Genomic DNA, 20325 nt, shown 5'->3' with positions numbered 1-20325 from the left:
ACCATGAGCGCACAACTACAACGCTTGCAAGTGCTGACGGCGGGCATACTCAGTCTGATGCTGATGTTGGGCGTGGCGCGCTTCGCCTACACGCCGCTACTACCCCTCATGCAACAGCAGGCGGGACTATCGGCTTTCGCAGGCGGCTGGCTGGCCAGCGTAAATTATCTGGGATATTTGTGCGGAGCCTTGATCGCCGCCTCTATCAGCAGCCTGACGCTGAAAGACAAGCTATACCGCTCAGGTTTACTAATCGCCCTCATCAGCACCGCTGGCATGGCGCTGTGCGACAACGTATGGGTGTGGGCGTTCATGCGCTTCATCGCCGGATTGAGCAGCGCCGCAGGCTTGTTAATTGGCTCCGGCCTGATCATGCACTGGCTTATCCGCAATGGTCACCGCAGCGAGTTGGGCATCCATTTCAGCGGCGTCGGTCTGGGCATTCTATGTTGCTCTCTCGCCGTGGATCTTATGACTCCCCACTTCGATTGGCGCGAGCAATGGGTAGCGCTGACGCTATGCGGGTTGCTATTCGCCATCCCCGCCTGGCTATGGTTGCCCTCGCCCACCGCCGCCAGCCGTTCTCAACATGAGGACGCAATGCAAGACCGACCGCCCTCGCGTCTTTATATGGGTATTTTCATGGCCGCCTATTTTTGCGCTGGCGTGGGGTATGTGGTCAGCGCCACCTTTTTAGTCGCCATCGTCGATCAGCAACCGGCCTTACAGGGGCAAGGCGCTTTTGTATTTCTTCTTGTGGGCGCCGCAGCCGCGCCCGCCTGTATCCTTTGGGATTTACTGGCGCGACGCATCGGCGACATCAACGCCTTGATCATCGCGGCGGCCTTGCATGCTCTGAGCATACTGGCGCCGACACAGGGCGGCCTCGCCATGGCGCTGCTTGGCGGCGCGCTTTTCGGGGCCACGTTTATGGGAATCGTCAGTTTGGTGCTGACGATGGCGGGACGTTTCTACCCGTCACGCCCCGCCAAAATGATGGGCAAAATGACCCTGACCTACGGCGTCGCACAGATTCTTTCCCCCGCTCTTACCGGCAGGCTGGCGGCGACAGGCGGCGACTATGCGGACGGCCTTTATCTGGCCGCTGCTGTGATGGCGCTGGGGGTATTGCTGCTGCTGGCCTTGAAAAGCGTGGAGCAGAGTGAACGCCGCCAGGCCCTGTCATACACCTGACGATTACCTGTCATACATCTGGTTATTACCTGTCATACACCTGGCCATTAATAGTCGTGAACCAACTCAAGAAGAGAGAGAGTCAGCATGCCCTACGTTAATATCAAAATCACCCGCGAAGGCGCCACCGCAGAGCAAAAAGCGGCGCTGATCGAAGGCGTTACCCGTCTCTTGCAGGAAACACTGAACAAGAATCCCGCCACCACTTTCGTGATCATAGATGAGGTGGAGACGGACAACTGGGGAATCGGCGGCGAGTCAGTCGCCGTGCGCCGCAAACGCGAGGCGGGCTGACAGCGGATGAATGCGTTCAAGCAGGCCTACGCCCGCCTGAACGCATTGGCGCTCAGCGTAGTCAGCCTACGCTATTGCAACATCCACAAGACGGGAGCCGCCAAAACGGCGAGGGTTAGCAGCACCGTGACGCCCACGCCTGCGGCCGCCCAGTTGGACGCCAGCTCGCCGCCGCTTTCGCGGTGCCCTCTGATGGCTTTGCCCTGAAACAGATTCGCCAACTGCAGCATCACCATGATCTGCGGGGCGAAGTACACCAGCTTGGGCACATGCCACTCCGCCGGAACCAGCAGAGCGGCGATAATAACGCCTATCGTCGCCGCCAACGAACCAACGATCGCCTTGCGGGCATGAGACTCCTTGCCCAGCTTGCGAAAGTTCTTCGCCAACAGAATGCCGCCAGCCAATGCCGACCCCAAAAAGGTCGCAATGCCGATACCGGAAACTTTATAAAGCTTGTGTTCAACGAAAGAAGAGACGGGTGTTTTTTGTGGGTTTTCCATTGAAAGATCTCCTTCACCGCCCGACTTAGACAGCCGACAAGAAGGACACCCAAACTTGTTAACCGCACGAGGGCGGGCTGTATCGATTGATAGCGTACCCCGAACGCGACGCGCCCGGACACTTCACAACGGTCGCCAGCGCTACTGTTAAGAACAAGGCGACAATCAAACGAAGCCGGTGATGAAGAACAAGAACTCTCCCGTTCGCAGCGGACCTTCCCTGAATATCGATTATCCTTAACGACTTCGGCGCCGCAGGAAGCATTAAAATTCTAGCCCCATAAGCCCTGTTGCGATACCCGCGGGACATAAAAATTTTATAAAGAAATTAACCCTACAAAAAAGGCCGCCCCGAAGGACGGCCTTAATCTAGTTCAGTATGCCGATAGCGTCATCGCCATGGCGCACGTCAGGCAGGCTTACTTGAAAGTAATGCCCCACTTGTCGATGTTGCCGGTGTCGCGGTTGGCTCTGTCGCGTACTTTCAGATTCCAGGTTCCTGCGGAATCCTTCGCGCCCACGTCAACAGTGTAGGTCTGGTCAATGTCGTCTGTAGAACCGCCAGTGCGGTTGTGCAGGTTATAGACTGTTCCATCCGGATGCACCAGATCCACGATCAAGTCGCCGATATAAGTGTGCTTGATCTTCACCGCTACGCTCACGGAGCCGGAAGCGCCGCTGCGAGTCACATCAATCGGGCTGCTGACGCCAGTGGCGTTATTGTCCGGGATGCTGACGTCGGTGTCATTCTCATAAGCGTCTGGATCTGTCGGCGGCTCGCCGCCATCGCCGAGGGACACGGTGTAGTCTTCCACTTCCCCGTAATTGAAGGTTCCACATGGAGTTGGAGCCGCGTTATAACGCATCGCCACACGCATGGTGGTCTTCTCAAAGGACGCGCTCGCCGGAATGGTCAACGTGCCGCTGGCGGGCGAAGAAGAGGCTGATCCAGAGTCGAAGACTTCCTCACCAGCGTCGTCAAAGTCGCCGTCGCCGTTCAGGTCGACCCATGCCTTGAAGTACTCTTTGTAAGACTGACCGGAGAAGGCGGGCGTAAAGGTAACGCTGTTGCCGCCTTTCACCAGGGATACTACTTCGCCGCCCTGGACTTCCGTAAAGTCGCTGTATTTGGACGCGCCGGAAGACTTCAGGAAGCCGCCGACCTGTACTCCGGAAATCCACTCGTCATTCGAGCTGTTGCTGGCTGCATCGCAGTATTCCGCAGGCGGAATGGTCGGATCGCTGTCGATAACCAGGAACACGGCGCTGACCGCACCCCAGGCGCCGCTGGCGTCTTTGCCGCGCACATAGACGATGTGCTTGCCTTCACTCATGCCGGTAGTGTCGATCACGCCGGTGACGCCTTCCGTCTTCGAGTTGTATGAGCCGTCGGAAGCGGACAGAGCGATGGCCTGAGCGCCGTTGGCCCAGGGCGGCGTATCCAGATAGTATTCCGCCGCCGTCAGGTTCTGGGTGGACTCAGTTCCGTTGCTGTTGTTGAAGCGCGTGTCCGTAACGGATGCGGTCAAGGTCACCTGCGTACCCGGCTCCACACCGCCGCTGGAAGCGCCGCCGCTCAGCGCCAGACTGGTGACGTCTGGACCCGCTGGCGTGACATAAGGCGTGCGCACGACTTTGGCCGCGTAGATCAATGCGTTCAGGTTGTCCGGCTTGATCTTGCTCTCGTAGGTGCTGCAGCTCTGGAAGAACGACGTGCCCAGCTCGAATGTGTAAGCCGCTACGCCGAGTTCGCCGTAACTGACGCCATCACTGGTGCCGTCGGTGGGATAAAGACCGATGGACTGCTGCGGCGAGTAGCCGTTGAAGAAAGCGAATTTACGACCCAATGTCTGCAACGCTGTGCCGTTAGGCGCCGCCTGATTGGTGTCGCCCCATGGCCACAACACCAGTTCGCTGTAGCTGTGAATATCCAGGTGGATACCGCTGGTGTCGCTGGGCGCCGGGTCGTTTTTGCCTGGACCGCGACGATCTGGCCACAGACTGCGCACATATCCTTCCAACGCCTGAATTTCCGGTTCAGAGCCAGCGCTGGGGCCGCGATAGGTTTCATTACACTGACTGCCGCTGGAGCCTTCGCCATTGGTGCTGTTCCAGCCGAAAGTGAAGTTGCGGTTCAAATCCGCGCCACGACTGTTGCTGGTAGAGCCGCAGTAATTGCGGTTGGCGTTCTTTCTCCAGGACAAACCGGTTTCCGCTTTCTTACGTCCATCCGGGTTAGTGTGCAACATCAGGTGCACTTCATGGTTGTCCATGATCCAGGTGGCGTCTGCGTTGGTTCCATAACCATTGACCAGCCAGCGCGCAAACTCCAGCGCCAAAGGCGCAGTGGTGTATTCACGGGCGTGAATGGCGCTGTTGATGAACAGCTTGGGCTTGTCGCCGCCGGTATTTTTGTTGGTCAGTTTCAGGACGCGCATATCGAAGCCGCCAATCCCCTGTTTCTTTTCCCAGGAGTCGCCAACGTCGATCCATTCCGCCAGCTCTGGATGGCTGCTGGCGAACCCTTCCGCCGCAGCGAAGGTTTCTTCTACCGTTTCATAGCAGGGGTAACCGGGAATACCCGCCAGCATGGCTTCTGAGCTTGCTACCGAGCCGTTGACCGACTGCGCGGAGAAAACGCCAAGACTGCTCAAACCCTGCATCTGGGTCAGAATGGAGTTGCGCTGTTCAATAAAATCCGTCGCCGTTTCGAAGGTGAAGCCGAATTGCTCCAGCTTTTTCATTTCCTCCGGCTGCAACTGCATAACCAGATAGCCGTCGTCGTAGTGGGACTCCAGCATCTGGGCATGAAAACTGATCGCCGCTTTGCGAGCGATATCCTGATTAGGGAAATAGGCTTTATAAATGTTATCCGACGCTTTTTCCTGTTCGAGTAGTTGATAGGCGTCGTGGGCGTGTCCAGGGGCGGCCAGCGCGGAACAACTTACCAAAGCGCCCGCCATGAGAGTGGCCACAGATAAGCCGCTAGCTTTCTTTTTCATTGTTATTTCTCCTTGGAATCCAGGTTCCCGGTGATTTATTTTTCCCTTGTAGGGAGATCGATTTGATTATTATCAGCGCCCGGGTATGGGCGGCGCGGTCCGTTACTGCAATCGACGTTCCACTGAGGCTGTTAACACGCATAATGTGACAAAATCTATTCAGGCTGAAAGTGGCCTTAGAGATTAAGCCTATTTCCCAATCATCAAATTTGAACAGCGTTAAACAGCCTCGATTAACGTAGAAGCTAAGCTGTTTAGTGTCAATCCAGAAAGGTTGCGCTACTGCTTATTCCTGACAAATATAAGTACAATCCGCAATATCAAAGGCGGTATCGAGACGAGAAAACTTTATCTTGCACTCTCTAAAACATGCAGGGAAAACTCGCCAAAAAGGGGCGCTTATGCGACATATCACACCACTTTGCCGCAAATTAGGGCATTTTTTAGCGCCGTTCGCCGCAACGGCCATTCTGTCAGGCTGCGCACAGGCCTCTCCCGCCAATACAGGTAAACCCTTACCCGGACTTGAGGCCCAGGCCCCTGGCGTTTATCGGGAACTTCGCGAGATCAAAGGCCACTTCAACGGCGGTCAATGGAATGAGGATGTGGATAAGTGGCAAGGCAAAAAGCATCAGGTCATGCAGGTGCTTGGCGCTAAAGTCGCGTCAGAGCGTCTCGACGCCACTCGCACCCGAGAGCTGATGGGAGCGCCCGACCGCACACTCAAGCCGGGAGATCAGCATTTCGACACAGTGGTTCGCATGACGGAATGGAAAGGCAAGCCGCAAGGTTCACTATGGGTCTATGATTGGCGCGGCGCCCATGACCAGCTGATATTCGCCTTCGATGGCGAAACCTTAACGGCCTCAGGCTGGCTATATAGTTGGGAATAGTCAATCAGCGCCAATTCCCAGAGGCGTCCGCCAACGCTGAAAACGCACTGTCGCAAATCACGGACGCTTAAGCTTCTGATTTATAAGGATTCTTATCTTCACCCACAACCAAGCGTCGCAAAACGGGGACGTTTCAGCACAACGTTCTCGACCGCCCCTTCCCCAGAAAGCCTCCAATCATTTGATTTATAATGATTTTCATTTTCTGGCGCCGAATTTGGAATCTCTACAGTGAGCGCTAAAGCGCATTAGGAACCGCATCGGCAGGGATTACTACAGGAGTACGAAGGCCAACATTGGATAAGGACAATGTTCATTGCGGACAACTTAAAGATTTCAAAGGATCACAGAGAGGTGATTAACATGAACAAACTGAGCGCACTTGCACTGTCATCATTTTTGGCCGTTTCCGCCGCCTATGCAGAAGGCGATTTGGGAGCCTCCGAAAAAATGCCGTCCGAGCAACAATTCTCAGCTCTGGATGCTAACCAGGATGGCGTGCTTGATGAATCTGAAGCCAGCAGCAACACTGAGCTGACTAACAACTGGGCGTCTGTCGACATCGACAAAGACGGCGTTATCAGCCCACAGGAATATTCCATCTACACTGGTGAAGCCACCGCTTCAGGTTCTGCAAGCGAAGAGCAAATCCTGGATGAGCCGGTAACTGAGTAAGTTACCTTAATCTTAGCTGAGAGATGGCTTTTATTACCTAAATCTGCAGGTCTCGCCTGCAGATTTAGGCTTGGTCCAGCCGCCGATGCGGCGGGCCGTTTTAGCAGAGCGCGACATCCGTCAGCGCTGTCAGATATCAACGACAACGTCTCCGCTTCTGTGTAAGCGCCCTTCTTTGTCCAGTTGATAGACTTCAAAATCCCGCGCCAAAAACAGACTCCCCGAATACGCTGACGCTGCTTCCCGCTCAATATCGAGAATTGAGGCGCTTTTGTCATCCGCCTTATCCAGATAGCGGGGGCTGAAATGCGTAAGAACCAGATTGGGCGCCGCCACAGACTCAGCAAATTGCGCTACCGCCAGCGCGCAACTGTGCTGCGGGCCCTGTCCGACCTTTTCCGCCACGTCACGGGTATAAGTCGCTTCATGCACCAACGCCTGAGCGCCAACGCACGCTTCCCTCAGCAAATCCGGCTGGTCATTATCGCCGCCAATAACCATGCGTCTTGGCGCTCGCTCACTCAGCAGATAGTCCGCGCCATGGATCACGGCGCCATTATCCAGGGTCACGCTCTCGCCTTTTTGCAGGCGTCCCCAGATGGGACCCGGAGGTACGCCGTCCGCTTGCAGCCTCGCCACATCCAGCTTCGCCTCCACATGCCTTTCAGTAAATGAGTAGGCATAGGAAGGGACCCGATGAGAAAGCGCATGAGCGCGCAGTTGAAAGTCCGCATCAACGAAATCGCTATGCAACAAGGTTTCGACATCCACAAAACGCAACTCGTAGGTGAAGCGCAACTGCGTAGTCTCAATCACCGCCTGCAAAAACGTTTGCAGAGGCGCCGGACCAATCACTGTCAGGGGCTCGGTGCGCCCGCTCATACTGGCGCTGGCCAATAAACCCGGCAGGCCATAACAATGATCGCCATGCACGTGCGTAATGCATACACCACGCAGTTGCTTCAAAGTGTGTCGACAATGCAGCAAACGATGCTGCGTCCCCTCCCCGCAATCCACCAGCCACCAATCTTTGGTTTCGGTCATTTTGACGCATACCGCAGAGACATTGCGGCTTTTTGTCGGCACGCCTGAGGAGGTGCCGAGAAATATAAGTTCCATAGGTTCAGGCGCTTTTCAAAGTCACTATTTTCTGACAATTACACGAAAAGTATTCACTAATAAAATCAATAAACAGCCGCACTTTCTGGGGCAGATACTCACGACTTTGGTACACGCAGAAAATATCCAGATTCGGCGGCTGGTAGTCCTTCAATACCGTGACCAGACGTTTCTCACGCAGGGCTTCATTCACGATAAAACAAGGCAGTTGCACGATACCCTTGCCGCTCTCCGCCAGCTTGGCGAGGAAGATGCCGTTATTGGACTTAAACCGCCCGCGCACATCCACATAGCGCACCTTGTCATTCTCCCAGAAACTCCATGAGTTGCGCCGGGCCAGCGAGAACCCCATGCATTCATGGGTTCTCAGGTCATCTGGCGTTTCCGGCAAGCCGTTTACTTTCAGGTATTCTGGGGAAGCGCAGGTGACCAGCGCGGTGCCGCCGATACGGCGTGCAATCAGGCCCGGTTCCAGCTCGTGAGCGATGCGGATGGACAGGTCGAACGCCTCTTCCACCAGGTCCACGCGGCGGTCCGCCAGCTCCATATCCACTTCAATACTGGGATAAGTGGTCATGAACTCTGCGATGACCGGCTCCAGATGCAATAAAGAAAACGCCATCGGCGCGCTCAGTCGCAAAACGCCTTTGGGGCATTGGGTTTGTTGGGAAAGATCGGATTCCGCTTCATCGAGCAGGGAGAACACATTGCGGCAGGCTTCCAGAAAGCGTTCTCCAGATTCCGTCAGACTCAGCCGACGCGTCGTGCGATGCAACAGCTTGGCGCCCAGACTATCTTCCAGCCCTGACACCAGCCGTGTCAGCACGGGTCGGGACAAATCAAGAATGTCCGCCGCTTTCGCGAAGCTGCCATGATCGACGGTGGCGACGAACGCACGCATTGCCTGAATTCTATCCATCCGGATTTCCCCCTTAGTATTGTTTCGTTTTTAGAAACAATGAATTTCAGAAAGGCATATTTATTCCCAATCATGGTATCTATAAAGTAGCCACCACACAACGATTGAAATCAAAACCTAGAGGAAAATTTCAAATGAAAACTTCAAAACTTTTTTCAGTAGTAGCTGCTTTATCTCTTTCCGCAATGGCTGGCGTAGCAAGCGCTGAATCCCTGGCGGACCGTCGCGCTGAAAGCGTTCAGGACGTGCCTACCCCTAACGCTCACTACAGCGGAAACTACCGTTTTGAGCAAGGCAAGCGCATCCCGGTAGCTAAGTCTGCAGATGACAAGAAAGTGGTCGACGGTCAGTACACCGGTACAGTGAAGTACATCCGCGGTGAAGTAGTCGAAGAGTCTTGAGGCGCGCAAGGATAGAGACGTCGGCGGCTAACCGCCATCACGGATGACGCGTATGACCGCCTCACAGCGGCAAGGCAAGGAGCGAAATCAGGGCGAGGACCGACTCAAAAACGGGCTCCCGTCCCTGAACCGCCGGCAGCGATATTCCTTCTCTCCCAACAGGAATATCGCGTCCTTTATTCTCTCGACGCTTTTACGCGCTTGAAGTCCCGCCCCAATGCATCCACAAAACCAGTAAATTGAAGTTCAGGACGACTCGTCCGAGCCAACGATCTCCGCATACGCTTTTCGCGTCGCATCTTCTACCTGGCCGTCAAAACAAGCGAAAATCACCCGTTCAATCTGGGGGTTGTGCTGTAGCCCAGCCATCACCTCCCTCATTGCAATTTGGCAAGCCCTGGCGATAGGAAAACGATATACGCCGCAACTGATGGCGGGAAACGCCATAGAGGTGACAGCATATTGCTGCGCCAGGCGGAAGCACTCCCGATAACAGGACGCCAGCTGTGCGTCTTCATTGGCGTCGCCGCCGCGCCAGACCGGCCCGACAGCATGAAACACCCATTGCGCAGGCAGGTTGTATGCTTTAGTGGCTTTGGCGTAGCCCGTTTCGCAGCGCCCCAAGGTGCGACACGCCTGCAACAGCTGCGGCCCCGCCGCGCGATGAATGGAGCCATCCACCCCACCGCCGCCGCATAGAGCGCTATTCGCCGCATTGACTACAGCGTCAACCTGCAAACGGGTGATGTCTCCACGAATGATATCGATTCTGTCCTGCAGCATGGTTTTCGTCTCCCTTTGCTGACAGCCTATTGGTTTCGCTAGACGGGGTCAGGCTGATTGATCCGCATCCTGCGGAAACTCATCGACAAAATTCAACTCTACGCCCAAGCCGGAAGGGTCGCGCAGAAAAATCTGCGTTTGCCCCAATCCGGGAACAACCTCAACCGAGTGGCTCAAGTCGTGTTCCGCAAGCCGCCGCATGGTTTCCGGCAAACCGCGACAACGCAACGCCACATGATCCAGATGGCCTGTCGCCACACTGTCGCAGGCAGCCGTTTCCGAGACTGTCAGATGCAGAATCGGCGCTTCGCCCGCATACAACCAGAAACCTTGACGCCGAAACCCGGAAGGGCGCGGCCCTTGTCGCAGCGCCAGCACATGCAGATAAAAGTCGCGCACGCTCTCCAAAAGGGCCAGCGGCGCCGTGATGTTGATATGGTCCAGTCCTGTTACTTCCATGAAATATCCTTGATTTAATTCCTCGAATGCAATGCGTCGTCCTTCGTCGCAGCTTTGCTGCGCCAGTTCGATGATGCGGATAACCTGCATCGCCTGCTTTGGTGGTACGGGATTATCCGCTTCGCCGCGAATCGCCATCGCCAGTTGCCGGTAAAAAAGCGTGTAATCCCCGGCTTGAGTAGCCTGCGCCTGAGAGCCTTCCGCATCCGTCACCATGCCATGACAGTGCTCCGGCTCTAGCCCCCAATTGGCGCTGTCTGGAACCTGCCCGTCGCGCAGTGCGTCTTCCTGCGGGTCCAGCCCGTGCTTGATATAGCTGGCGCGGTCGCCATGCAGCTGAAAGCGAGGTCCAGGCTGGGCGGTCAAGGCGCTGCCGTGCAGAATCACCTGCAGCGGCGCGTAATCCAGCACGACATGAAAATAGTCCACTGCTTCAGAGCCCGGGCGCTGCTTCAGAGCTTGCGCGGTGACCGCTTTTGGGGGACCAAATAGACACAGCGCCTGATCAATCAAGTGGGAGCCCAGATCATACAGCGAGCCGCTGCCTGCTCCTGGCTTCTCGCGCCAGCGGTCGCGCACCTGGGGACGAAAACGGTCAAAATGGCTTTCAAAGTGATAGAGGTCGCCCAGCCGGCCACTCTCCAATAACGACTTGACCGTCAAAAAGTCTCCATCCCAGCGACGATTGTGATAAACGCTGAGCACAAGATTACGTTGCGCCGCCAGCTCACATAACGCCTTGGCCTGTTCGGACTCGGGCGTAAACGGCTTTTCCACCAGCACATGCACACCCGCCTCCAGCGCTTGTCGCGCCAGCGGATAATGCTCAACATTAGGCGCGGTGATGACGACCAACTCAATATCCTGTTGCAGCAGTTCCGTCATAGTGCGGCAATGCGCGGCTTCCGGAGCCAAGGATTGCGCCAGCTCTTCACGCTGGGTCAATACAGCGCTGACTTCAAATTCAGGGAGGGTTTTAAGAAACGGAAGGTGAAAGGTCTGGCCGGAAAATCCCAGGCCAATCAAGGCGGTTCGTACCGGACGCATTGTCCTCTCCATCTACATCGGCTAAAACCGCTTTATACTGCAGGCGACAGTCCTTTGTCACCTTAACGCAGAGTAACGGGCCGCTCGCAGCGGCGCATCAAGTGCGGAAACGTCCCACCAGCGTCTTCAGGCCGCCGGCCATATTTTCCAGCTCGCGGGCTGCAGTCGCCACATCCTGCACCGCACGATTATTGGTTTCCGTCATGGTAGCGATCTGCTCCACGTTGCGCGCGACATCGGTGCTGGCCTGAGCCTGTTCCCGCAGCATGAGAGAGATATCGCTGAACACGTCCATGACCTGTTTGGCGCTGTTGCGAATGCCATGAATGGAGCTTCCGGCCTGTCCGGCCAATGTGGCGCCCTGCTCCACTTGCTCTACGCCGCGACTCATGGTTTCCACCGCATCCAGCGAGCCTTCCTGAATCTTCGCGATAGTGGAGGTAATCTCCCGCGCCGACTCAGTCGTGCGCGCCGCCAGACTGCGCACCTCATCCGCCACGACGGCGAAGCCGCGCCCTTGTTCTCCCGCCCGGGCCGCCTCAATCGCCGCATTCAACGCCAGCAGGTTGGTCTGCCCGGCGATAGTCTCAATCACCATGATAATGGAAGAGATCTGCTCGGATAGTTCTCCCAAAGCTCCAATGGTTTCAGAAGACTCCTTCACAGTCGTAGAGATGCGCTGCATTTCTTCTCCCGCCCGCTCAATCACCACCGCGCCGTCTTCCGCCGTATGGAATGATTCCGATGAAAGGCGTTGCGCTTCGTCGGCGTTTTCCGACAGCCTGTCGATACTGACGGTCAGCTCTTCGATGGTTGAAGCCATAGAGGAAGCCGCCTGACTTTGCTGTGTGGAGCCTGCCGCCACTTGTTTGCTGGCGTCGGATAATTGATACGAAGCCGAAGCCAGATCCGTTGCAGTGGAGGCGATATCTTTAACAATGTCGCGCATATGCCGGTGCATGGTGTTAAGCGCCTCTTGCAGCCTGCCCGCCTCATCCTCGCGATTGACCTCGATATCGCGGGAGTAGTCGCCATGCGCCATTTCCTCCATCCAGAACACGGCCTCTTCAAGCGGTTTGCCGACCATACGCTTGGTCGCGAACCAGATGACGATGGACAGGATCGCCACAATCAAGACAGCGGTTACGATCATCACGTTCAACAGCCAGTCGCTGGTGGCGGAGATCTCGTCCATGGGCATGGCGGCGGCGACTACCCAGCGTAACTCCGGCGCCTCCTGGAAAAACGCCAGATAGCTGCGCTGTACGCCATTGGCGTCCGGGGCTGTGAAGGTGACTTCCCCATTATGCTTTTGCAACATGGCGGTGACCGCCTGCCCAAGTCCGTCCTGTCCCACTACGTTTTTGCCTTCCAGCGAAGGATGCAGCAGGAAGGTCCCACGGGCTTCGCCCTTATCGGCGTTGACCACGAAGAGCAACCCTTCCTCTCCAATTTGCTGAGAACCGAGTTGACGTTTCAGGTTGGCCAGGGAGCTGGAGAACTCAATGCCGATATAACGAATGCCGACCACATCGCCGCGACTGTTCTTGATCGGCGTATAGTTGGTAATAAAATCGCGCCCGAACAGCGTGACTTTGCCGGTGTAGGCCTCGCCACTCAGATTCTTTTCATAGGCAGGAGAAGAATGACTCAGTAGTGTGCCGACAGCACGAGAGCCGTCTTCCTTTTTCACTGACGTCACCAGGCGCACAAAATCATCGTCACGCCGCACAAAGATCGTCGCATTGCCGCCGGTGGCGCTGGCGAAATTATCTACCGCCGTATAATTTCCCGCTAACGGGGTGTCGCCGGAGTACATCTGAAAGACGCTTTGTCCCGCGACATCCACTTTTTCCCCTGCGCTGGTGCTGAACTCACCGGGGAATGTGAGGCCAAATACTTCCGACAGGCGCACCGCCTCGTTATCCAGCTCTTCACTGTACGCTTTAGCCGCCATGTGAGCGGCGCCGACCAAGTGCTGTAAGTCCGACCGGGTGAGTTGGGTGACGGATTTGTCAACCGAACGAATCAGGAAAAAGGAAGCCACACCTAGCACCACCGCAATGCATAAAGCCACCACGCTGGAAAGGCGTACTGCTATAGACCGTCTGAACATGGCGTCCACCTCGAATTTTCTCAGGCGTATTCATCAGGCTGTCCGCAGGTCCTTCTGCTTTGGCAGATCAGAATCCAGCGGGACACGCTTGGGTTCGGAAGGGATACTATTTACTTACTACTATCTATTTACTTATTACTATCTATGTACGCGGTGTGAATTCCTTTTATGGGGAATTGACCGTCTTGTCCTTATAACGTCATTCATTCTGCAGAGACGCCTCGTTTTGTGACGCCTATCACAATTTATAGAGGCAAAGCGGAAAATTTTCGAGTTATTTTCTGTTACCTAATACGCCGCTTCGGTTTCCTTTCTCAGGCATTTGGTAGCAGCCGTTTGGAGAAACAGACGGACAAATCCGTCTCCCGATATTTCCCATAAGGCTGGGCAATGACGTACCCATGTTTACGGTAGAAGGAGACCGCCCGATCATTGATTTTACGCGTTGAAAGACATATTTCACGGTAGCCCAGCTCCCTCGCGCGCCGCTCCAAAGCCAGCAGCACAGCGAGTCCGCCTCCAGGGCGCCGGGAGTACATGCGCTTAACTTCCGCACAGTCATCCTGTAGTGGTCGCAGCGCGCCACAGGCGACTGGCGCGCCATTTTGCAACAGCACCACAAACGCGGAGTTCGGCGTTTCCGCATCGGCTTCCGAGAAGGACGAACGTCCGTCATCGCCAGTCAGATTACGCAACGCCTGCGACAGTTCCTCCACCAATGTCGCCGCCATAGGATCTCGCGGCGAACAAAAAAGAATTTCTTCGACAGCCGTCATCAACGCTCCCTGATTTTCCCAATGACATAAAAGAAAACGAGCGTAGCACAGCTTCGTCTACGCTCGTTGTTCCTTTTGTTCCACTATGACTAGTGATTCCTAAAGGTTAGGTTTTAGCAGGAAACGTTCTAACGCTGATAGGTCGCTTCAATCACCGCGCTGTCCAGCATATTGGCGTGAATATAGTAGCCCACCAGGGCGTTGGAGCTATCGGCAGGCAAATCAATCTTTTCCACGCCTAACGCATATACCTTGAACTGGTAGCGATGGGGCTTATCGCCAGCAGGAGGACAGGCGCCGCCGAATGCAGCGGAGCCATAATCCGTCTCAATCTGCTGCGCCCCTTTGGGAAAAGCGGTTGAGTTCTCCACGCCAGCATTGCGCTCCAGCTTATTAATATCGGCGGGTACGTTGATCACTTGCCAATGCCACCAGCCGCTGCCAGTGGGCGCATCTGGATCATAGGCGGTGATGGCGAAGCTCTTGGTTCCCTCTGGCGCTCCCCGCCACTCCAACTCCGGCGACTGATTTCCTCCATCGCAACCAAATCCTTTATATTCCTGCTGCTTCGATAGCTTGCCGCCGTCCGTCACATCCGGACTGGTCAGGGTCATCTCCGCATGTGACATGCTGGCCGCCAAAAGCCCCAATAATGCCGCCGTCGTCGTATTCATGGCCGTCTCCATATAGTCAGACTGAGTTAAATAACAGGCTTTCAATCTACCCAAAAGAGCCCGCCGGCGTTCGCCTGAAAACGTCAAAAGTTCGCCTGATGCGTTCAGTTTTGTTTTTGCATGCTTGTGTGACCAGCAGTTACGTTTTATTGAAATTCGCCCGCCCATCGCTTCAGGCTATCAACTCTTTATCACTCAGAATATGCGCCCATCGCCTTTAGCGTCAGGAGGTTTCAGTTCGTCGCAGTAACATCGCACTCTTAGGCCTCTCACACAATTCGTTGCATTTTGCGCCGCAAACACATTGTTTTCTCACAGCAATAACGCATCACTACAGGGGCGTCGCAATTCGTTACGGTTTTCAAATTGTCGGCGCGCCGGATATTACGGACAGTAGCCTTACCTCCACGGAGGTTCTAACGCTTCATTGACGCGCCCGAGGACCCAATTTCGGTGCGACGCAATGTTCTCAATACAGTCAAAAGGAGATGGATCATGACTGAACAGACCGTATATGAAGTGGTTGATCATGGAAAAATGGATGCGCTGAGAAAAAGACATGCCTGGCTGGTGGAGCCCATCTACCGCGCCAGCGACCATATCACCCGGCTGCCTTTCTTTACTTGGGTAAGAAACCTCAACGACGCCAGACAGTTCAAGCCTGTGGCGGAGCAACTGTACTACCATTCCGCGACTTTTCCCAAAGTGCTCGGGCTAATGCTCGGTATGACGTCGCTACGCAACAATCCTATGATGCCGTTTTACGCCAAACATGCTTTCGGCGAGGCGGATCATCACATGCTGTTGCGCGATTGGATGTTGCAGCATGGGCTTATTCGCAACGCGTCGGAGCTGGATAACGTCATCACCAGTCTATACACCAACGCCTGCGTCAATATGGCCTATCAACTGGCGATTGAGCAGGATCAGGAGAAGTGGCTTGTCGCCATCAATAGCGGCATCGAGCGCTGCTCCAATGACTTCTTCAAGGTCGTGGCGCCCAAAATGTACGAGCTGAACGCTGGCCATTGTTACTTCGATATTCATGTGGAAGCGGACGAGCACCACTCCATTATGGGCCTGGAGTATCTGACGTCATTTCCAGAAGACTGCGATCCCGCCGACTCTCATCGCGCGAAAGTGCTGCTGCGTAAGGCGCTGGAAGGCGTCTCACTGTGGGGGGCGATGCTGCATTCGTGGATAGGCGTGGATTACCTGCCCCGTTTCGATGACGAGGGAGAATTGGTCAATCCGCCAGGATCGCAATTCAGACTGCAATAGCAGGCAGCACAGAGCTTTAATTTTAAGTCGGAACAGAAGCATTCAGGTCAGGAGGAATTATCTGAACCGCCAGGAAGGCCGGGGGCACAAGGAGCCGCCCCCAAAGCTCGCAAAAGACTTGCCGCTGTTGTCTTGTTAGTCCTAACCGACGACCGCACTTAATCTCTTCGCCAGAGCCTGGATATTCTCCACGCCCAACTCCATCTTCTTGCGGGCGGAAGAATTTGCGGAATGCACCCGAATCAACGGCGGATTGAAACCCCGCGTAGCCACCGCTTCCTCAATCCAGAGCACAACGTCATAGCCGGTTCCCCGCTCATCGTCGCCAAGGTCGTGATCCAGACTGATCTCCACCACCGCGCCCGTCTCCAGTAGCGCAATGGCTTCATCCGGCCAATAAACCCGGGTCCAGCCCGGCGGCGTTGGACGCTCATCGTCCAGATAAACTTTATAAACTTCGCTCACGTCAAAATGCCCTCTCCTAATTCCTCCAGCCGGGTTTGCCTCAGCTCACTCGGCGTCATGCCAAAACGCTGCTTAAAACGCTCGGTAAAACGGGATTGCGACTGATACCCGCATTGATCCGCAATATGGGCGATCGGCAGCAGCGTGGTTTGCGCCAGATGCAATCCCATGCTCAACCTCACGGACTCCAGCAAATCACGGAAACCGGCGTTCTCCGATTGCAGGCGACGGCGTAAAGTGGATTCGCTCACCGCCAGCGAGCGGCTGATCTCCAATAAACTCCAGTCTTTCGCCGGCTCCTGTATCAGAATCTCACTCACCTTACGACGCCAGGACGCCCCGCTACGACTTTTCAACAAAGACCCGTAGCCCTTGGCGTACAGCAAATGCGCCAGCTCCTTGCGCCGCAACGCCCACAACTCCGACGGACTGACGTCTATCCAGTTAATCCACTGGTTGAGAAATTCCGCCAGCGTCCGGTCCACTTTGGCGATGGCCGCGCCGTCCCTGTCCGGAGACGCGGAAACGGGGATCGCTTCCAGATCGGATGCGCAGAAGCCAATCACCACAGCGATATACTCCCCTTCCGGCAGGTTCATGAATTGCAGCTCAATACCCGCCGGAGCCAAAATGAATTCGCCCGACCGACACGTCAATTCCGGCTGCAAGCTCAACACCTTGGCGCCGCGCAGTACGATGATGAGACAAGGATCAATGAACGGCACGCCGTGCAGGTTCTGCGGCTGCAGACACCGATAGACGCTGAAAGGCAGCGCGACGGATTCTTTTTCCTCACGCTGCATCAGGCGAATCAACTTTGGCCGCATGGTTTCCAGCAACACCTTCGTCTCCCGTTGTGATCAGTTGTGATAAACAGTTCTTTCCGCCAGTCAGTTAAATGCGAAATTCAGCCCTGTCTGGCGACGCGCGCTCGCCCGTTTCTATCATTACATTTAATCCCGTTTGTCGCCTATCAAAAACACGTCAATCCATTGCGTATTCCTATCGGTATATCTACGAGGCAAAACTGTCGGACAGGATAATGAAGAATAAAACTTAACTTAATGCAGTCCACAAGCCAGTTAGCCCACCGCCATCCACTCTCCTGCCGTGGAATCGCCCGTCAGACAAGAATCCGCGCCCGATGTGGCGCTTAACAAATCATGAACTATCATTACAATAAGCTCACAAACATTACATCAAAGTGTTATAAAATTGCGCCTTTCATATAACAAATCGGGCGCGCGGACCAAACCGGCAATCAGCCGTATGCCGACGCAGAGCCCAAAGACTTGCCACAGACAAGTCGTCCAAAAAAATGTAGTAATCCATCTGACAGAATCTTCCGTCTATAAAGGGTTTTTACGGACGAATTCCCGGAATTGATTTCCGGAGTTTGCGTGTGGGTTATTGTCGGTAGCAGCAGGCTTGGAGTCGCTCGCAGCCGGAACAATCACAAACCTGGTTAATAAGGCCGGCGCACGGGATGCATCCGGGCGCCAACGAAGCGTTTTTAAGTAAATAGAGGTGATATTTGAATATGAGATCCAAACTGGCTTTTTGGACTTATATGCTACTGGCGGCCCTTGTCAGCGGTAAAAGCTTGGCTGCGGAAAAGCTGCATATTTTTACCGAGAACTACCCTCCCTATAACATGTCTCTGAGCGGGCAGCCTTTCGCCCACAAAGAGGAAGAGATTGCAGGGTTGTGTACGGAGATGGTGAGAGCGCTGCTGAAGCGTACGCCTCTTGAGTATTCTCTGAAACTGCGGGATCTGGCTACGTCCATGAACCGGTCCAAAAACAAGCCCAACCATGCTATTTACTGCGTCTCCAAAACAGATGACCGCCTCCCCTATTTCGAGTGGATCGGACCATTGGCGGAGATCAGATGGACGTTGTTCGCCAAACCGGGCTCCAACCTGAAGCTGACTAGCCTTGATCAGGCTAAAAAGTACCGTATCGGCGGCTACAAAGGCGACGTCATGAGCAACTATCTCATCGAGCGCGGCTTTAATGTATCCACCATCGCCAACGACAGCCTGAACCCACGCCGTCTGGCGCTGGATCAGATCGACCTGTGGGTGACTGACGGCCTGTCCGGTCCTTACGTGGCGTCGGAAGTGGAAGACATGACTAATCTGGTTCCCGCCCTGGTGTTCAAAACCACCCCGATGTACATGGCGATCAACAAAGAAACCAGCCCCGAAGTGCTGAAAGCGCTGCAGGCCGGCTTCAAGGCCATCACCGACTCCGGTGAAGCCAAATCCATTACTGACGTTTACATGCAGTAAGCTGTCGATATCCGGGACGCTCAGCCGTCCCGGATAGGCAGCCGGAACTCGGACGAGCATGGCGGCGCCTGACGGTAGGTATATTTATTACCTCGATTATTAAGCGGCCCGCCGCTATGATTGCGCCGAATTTTTACCTCCCCTTACTTACGAGTAAAAGGCGCGACGTCTATGCTTGAGTTCCATGAATACACCAAGATTCTCATCGGCCTGATGGCCATCGTGAACCCGGTTAACGCGGTTCCCATATTCGTCGCCTTCACCTCCAACGTCAGCGGAGCGGAACGTAAGAAAATCGGCAAATCCGTGGTCATCGCCGTGGGCCTGATCCTGCTGATATCCATGTTATTAGGCGAATACCTGCTGAGCTTCTTCGGCATCACCATCAACTCATTCCGGGTAGCCGGCGGCATCCTGATTCTGTTGATGGCCATATCCATGTTGCACGCCAAAGTCAGCGCCACCGTGCATACAGAAGAAGAAACCGTGGAAGAGGAAGGACATCATCACTCTGTCGCAATTGTCCCCCTGGCGATGCCGCTGCTCGCGGGCCCAGGAGCGATCAGCACCGTAATTCTTTACGCCCACCGGGGCACTGACGCGGCTCACTACGCCTTGGTGGGCGTGGCGATTCTGATACTCTGCCTGACCTTGTGGCTTGTGTTCTCCATGATCCCCTGGTTTTCCAGCCATCTGACCAAGACCCGCATCAATATCTTCACCCGTATCATGGGTTTAATTCTGGCGGCGATCGCCATTGAGTTTATCGCCAACGGCCTGAAAGGACTTTTCCCAGTTCTTGCCTAATACCTGGGTTCGGTTTTGAAGGGCGTGGTCATGAGCCCTTCTCTGCTCTACAGCAAAAGAATCGTTATCATATGATGCCGGCGTCCAGCGACGCCGCCACATACATGCCAAACTCCTCACACTGCGCCACAAATATTTCCTGAAACTCTCCCCGACAGATCAAAGGCTCTCTCGCCGCGCGCCAACGCAAACCAGTGACAATGCTCTCCACCGCCCGCCGGGTTCCCGTCCCATCATGGCCAGCGCGGATGTATAACGCATAAGGCAGTCCCTGGGTTTTCTCCAGACAGGGGTAGTAGCAGCGATCGAAAAAATCTTTCAAGGCTCCGCTCATATATCCCAGGTTTTCTGTCGTCCCGAGAATAATCGCGTCGCAGGCCAACACATCCTCCGGCGTCGCCTGAAGCGGAGGAATCCACGTCGTTGTCACCGTCTCGATATCCTCATGCCCAGCGCCGCGCATCACCGCCTCAACCAGTCTCTGCGTATTGGGGGAAGGCGCATGCGCAACGATGAGCAGGTGTTTTTCAGCCATATCCCATTCCTTAAACATCTTCGTCCACCAACCATGATTGGCTGAATCGACATCGTCTGCAACGCCAGCGACGGGCAATTGCGACATTT

Annotated in this window: 20 protein-coding genes; 8 read left to right on the top strand and 12 right to left on the bottom strand. The window is 55.1% G+C overall.

Annotation, left to right across the window (positions count from 1 at the left end):
* The first annotated feature begins 3 nt into the window (after positions 1-3).
* Entirely contained in the window at positions 4-1194 is a 1191-nt protein-coding gene (locus ONV78_RS12805) for a YbfB/YjiJ family MFS transporter (protein ID WP_279503541.1), read from the top strand.
* 87 nt (positions 1195-1281) lie between these two features.
* Positions 1282-1488, top strand: a complete 207-nt coding sequence (locus ONV78_RS12800) for a 4-oxalocrotonate tautomerase family protein (RefSeq protein WP_279503539.1) — start codon at positions 1282-1284, stop codon at positions 1486-1488.
* A gap of 71 nt (positions 1489-1559) precedes the next feature.
* Here ONV78_RS12800 and ONV78_RS12795 read toward each other — a convergent pair whose 3' ends face one another.
* Both ONV78_RS12795 and ONV78_RS12790 read right to left on the bottom strand, forming a co-directional pair.
* On the bottom strand, positions 1560-1991 hold the full coding sequence (locus ONV78_RS12795; protein WP_216737206.1) for a hypothetical protein: 432 nt from the start codon (positions 1989-1991) through the stop codon (positions 1560-1562).
* A 419-nt stretch (positions 1992-2410) separates the two neighbouring features.
* Positions 2411-4993 (bottom strand): M14 family zinc carboxypeptidase, encoded by a 2583-nt coding sequence (locus ONV78_RS12790; protein WP_279503538.1) that lies wholly within the window; start codon positions 4991-4993, stop codon positions 2411-2413.
* A gap of 401 nt (positions 4994-5394) precedes the next feature.
* Here ONV78_RS12790 and ONV78_RS12785 point away from each other — a divergent pair, with 401 nt between their 5' ends.
* Together ONV78_RS12785 and ONV78_RS12780 are read left to right on the top strand one after the other, a co-directional pair.
* On the top strand, positions 5395-5886 hold the full coding sequence (locus ONV78_RS12785; RefSeq protein ID WP_279503537.1) for a hypothetical protein: 492 nt from the start codon (positions 5395-5397) through the stop codon (positions 5884-5886).
* 363 nt (positions 5887-6249) lie between these two features.
* Positions 6250-6561, top strand: coding sequence for a hypothetical protein (locus ONV78_RS12780; RefSeq protein WP_279503536.1), 312 nt, complete (start codon positions 6250-6252; stop codon positions 6559-6561).
* Between the two features lie 129 nt (positions 6562-6690).
* Here ONV78_RS12780 and ONV78_RS12775 read toward each other — a convergent pair whose 3' ends face one another.
* Both ONV78_RS12775 and ONV78_RS12770 read right to left on the bottom strand, forming a co-directional pair.
* Positions 6691-7680 (bottom strand): ribonuclease Z, encoded by a 990-nt coding sequence (locus ONV78_RS12775; RefSeq protein WP_279503535.1) that lies wholly within the window; start codon positions 7678-7680, stop codon positions 6691-6693.
* 4 nt (positions 7681-7684) lie between these two features.
* Positions 7685-8599, bottom strand: a complete 915-nt coding sequence (locus tag ONV78_RS12770) for a LysR family transcriptional regulator (RefSeq protein ID WP_216737211.1) — start codon at positions 8597-8599, stop codon at positions 7685-7687.
* A 134-nt stretch (positions 8600-8733) separates the two neighbouring features.
* Between ONV78_RS12770 and ONV78_RS12765 the strand changes: the two genes are divergently transcribed.
* A complete protein-coding gene (locus tag ONV78_RS12765; RefSeq protein WP_216737212.1) occupies positions 8734-9000 on the top strand; it encodes a hypothetical protein in 267 nt (88 codons plus the stop codon).
* A 246-nt stretch (positions 9001-9246) separates the two neighbouring features.
* Here ONV78_RS12765 and ONV78_RS12760 read toward each other — a convergent pair whose 3' ends face one another.
* From ONV78_RS12760 to ONV78_RS12740, 5 genes are all read right to left on the bottom strand, one after another.
* Positions 9247-9783: an O-acetyl-ADP-ribose deacetylase gene (locus ONV78_RS12760; RefSeq protein ID WP_279503529.1), complete on the bottom strand. Its 537-nt coding sequence runs from the start codon at positions 9781-9783 to the stop codon at positions 9247-9249.
* Positions 9784-9831: 48 nt separating this feature from the next.
* Entirely contained in the window at positions 9832-11289 is a 1458-nt protein-coding gene (locus tag ONV78_RS12755) for an oxidoreductase (RefSeq protein ID WP_279503527.1), read from the bottom strand.
* A gap of 97 nt (positions 11290-11386) precedes the next feature.
* Positions 11387-13405: a methyl-accepting chemotaxis protein gene (locus ONV78_RS12750; RefSeq protein WP_279503526.1), complete on the bottom strand. Its 2019-nt coding sequence runs from the start codon at positions 13403-13405 to the stop codon at positions 11387-11389.
* Positions 13406-13719: 314 nt separating this feature from the next.
* Positions 13720-14181, bottom strand: coding sequence for a GNAT family N-acetyltransferase (locus ONV78_RS12745; RefSeq protein ID WP_279503525.1), 462 nt, complete (start codon positions 14179-14181; stop codon positions 13720-13722).
* A 128-nt stretch (positions 14182-14309) separates the two neighbouring features.
* Positions 14310-14855, bottom strand: a complete 546-nt coding sequence (locus ONV78_RS12740) for a YbhB/YbcL family Raf kinase inhibitor-like protein (protein ID WP_279503524.1) — start codon at positions 14853-14855, stop codon at positions 14310-14312.
* 495 nt (positions 14856-15350) lie between these two features.
* Between ONV78_RS12740 and ONV78_RS12735 the strand changes: the two genes are divergently transcribed.
* Entirely contained in the window at positions 15351-16136 is a 786-nt protein-coding gene (locus ONV78_RS12735) for an iron-containing redox enzyme family protein (RefSeq protein WP_279503522.1), read from the top strand.
* Between the two features lie 141 nt (positions 16137-16277).
* Here ONV78_RS12735 and ONV78_RS12730 read toward each other — a convergent pair whose 3' ends face one another.
* Positions 16278-16601 (bottom strand): cyclic-phosphate processing receiver domain-containing protein, encoded by a 324-nt coding sequence (locus ONV78_RS12730; protein ID WP_279503521.1) that lies wholly within the window; start codon positions 16599-16601, stop codon positions 16278-16280.
* A complete protein-coding gene (locus ONV78_RS12725) occupies positions 16598-17443 on the bottom strand; it encodes a helix-turn-helix transcriptional regulator (RefSeq protein WP_279503519.1) in 846 nt (281 codons plus the stop codon). Before ONV78_RS12725 ends, ONV78_RS12730 begins: the two co-directional genes overlap by 4 nt.
* 698 nt (positions 17444-18141) lie before the next feature.
* Here ONV78_RS12725 and ONV78_RS12720 point away from each other — a divergent pair.
* Both ONV78_RS12720 and ONV78_RS12715 read left to right on the top strand, forming a co-directional pair.
* Positions 18142-18894, top strand: coding sequence for an ABC transporter substrate-binding protein (locus tag ONV78_RS12720; protein ID WP_127969340.1), 753 nt, complete (start codon positions 18142-18144; stop codon positions 18892-18894).
* A 171-nt stretch (positions 18895-19065) separates the two neighbouring features.
* A complete protein-coding gene (locus ONV78_RS12715) occupies positions 19066-19701 on the top strand; it encodes a YchE family NAAT transporter (RefSeq protein ID WP_011398640.1) in 636 nt (211 codons plus the stop codon).
* Positions 19702-19768: 67 nt separating this feature from the next.
* On the opposite strand, the gene ONV78_RS12710 is transcribed toward ONV78_RS12715, so the two are convergent.
* Positions 19769-20236, bottom strand: a complete 468-nt coding sequence (locus ONV78_RS12710) for a flavodoxin family protein (RefSeq protein ID WP_279503516.1) — start codon at positions 20234-20236, stop codon at positions 19769-19771.
* Between the last annotated feature and the right edge of the window lie 89 nt (positions 20237-20325).

It is taken from the genome of Hahella sp. CR1, from assembly GCF_029813005.1.
Taxonomy (GTDB): Bacteria; Pseudomonadota; Gammaproteobacteria; order Pseudomonadales; family Oleiphilaceae; genus Hahella.
The sequence above is the reverse complement of the archived record's forward strand: the minus strand, read 5'-3'. Positions and strand labels throughout refer to the sequence as shown.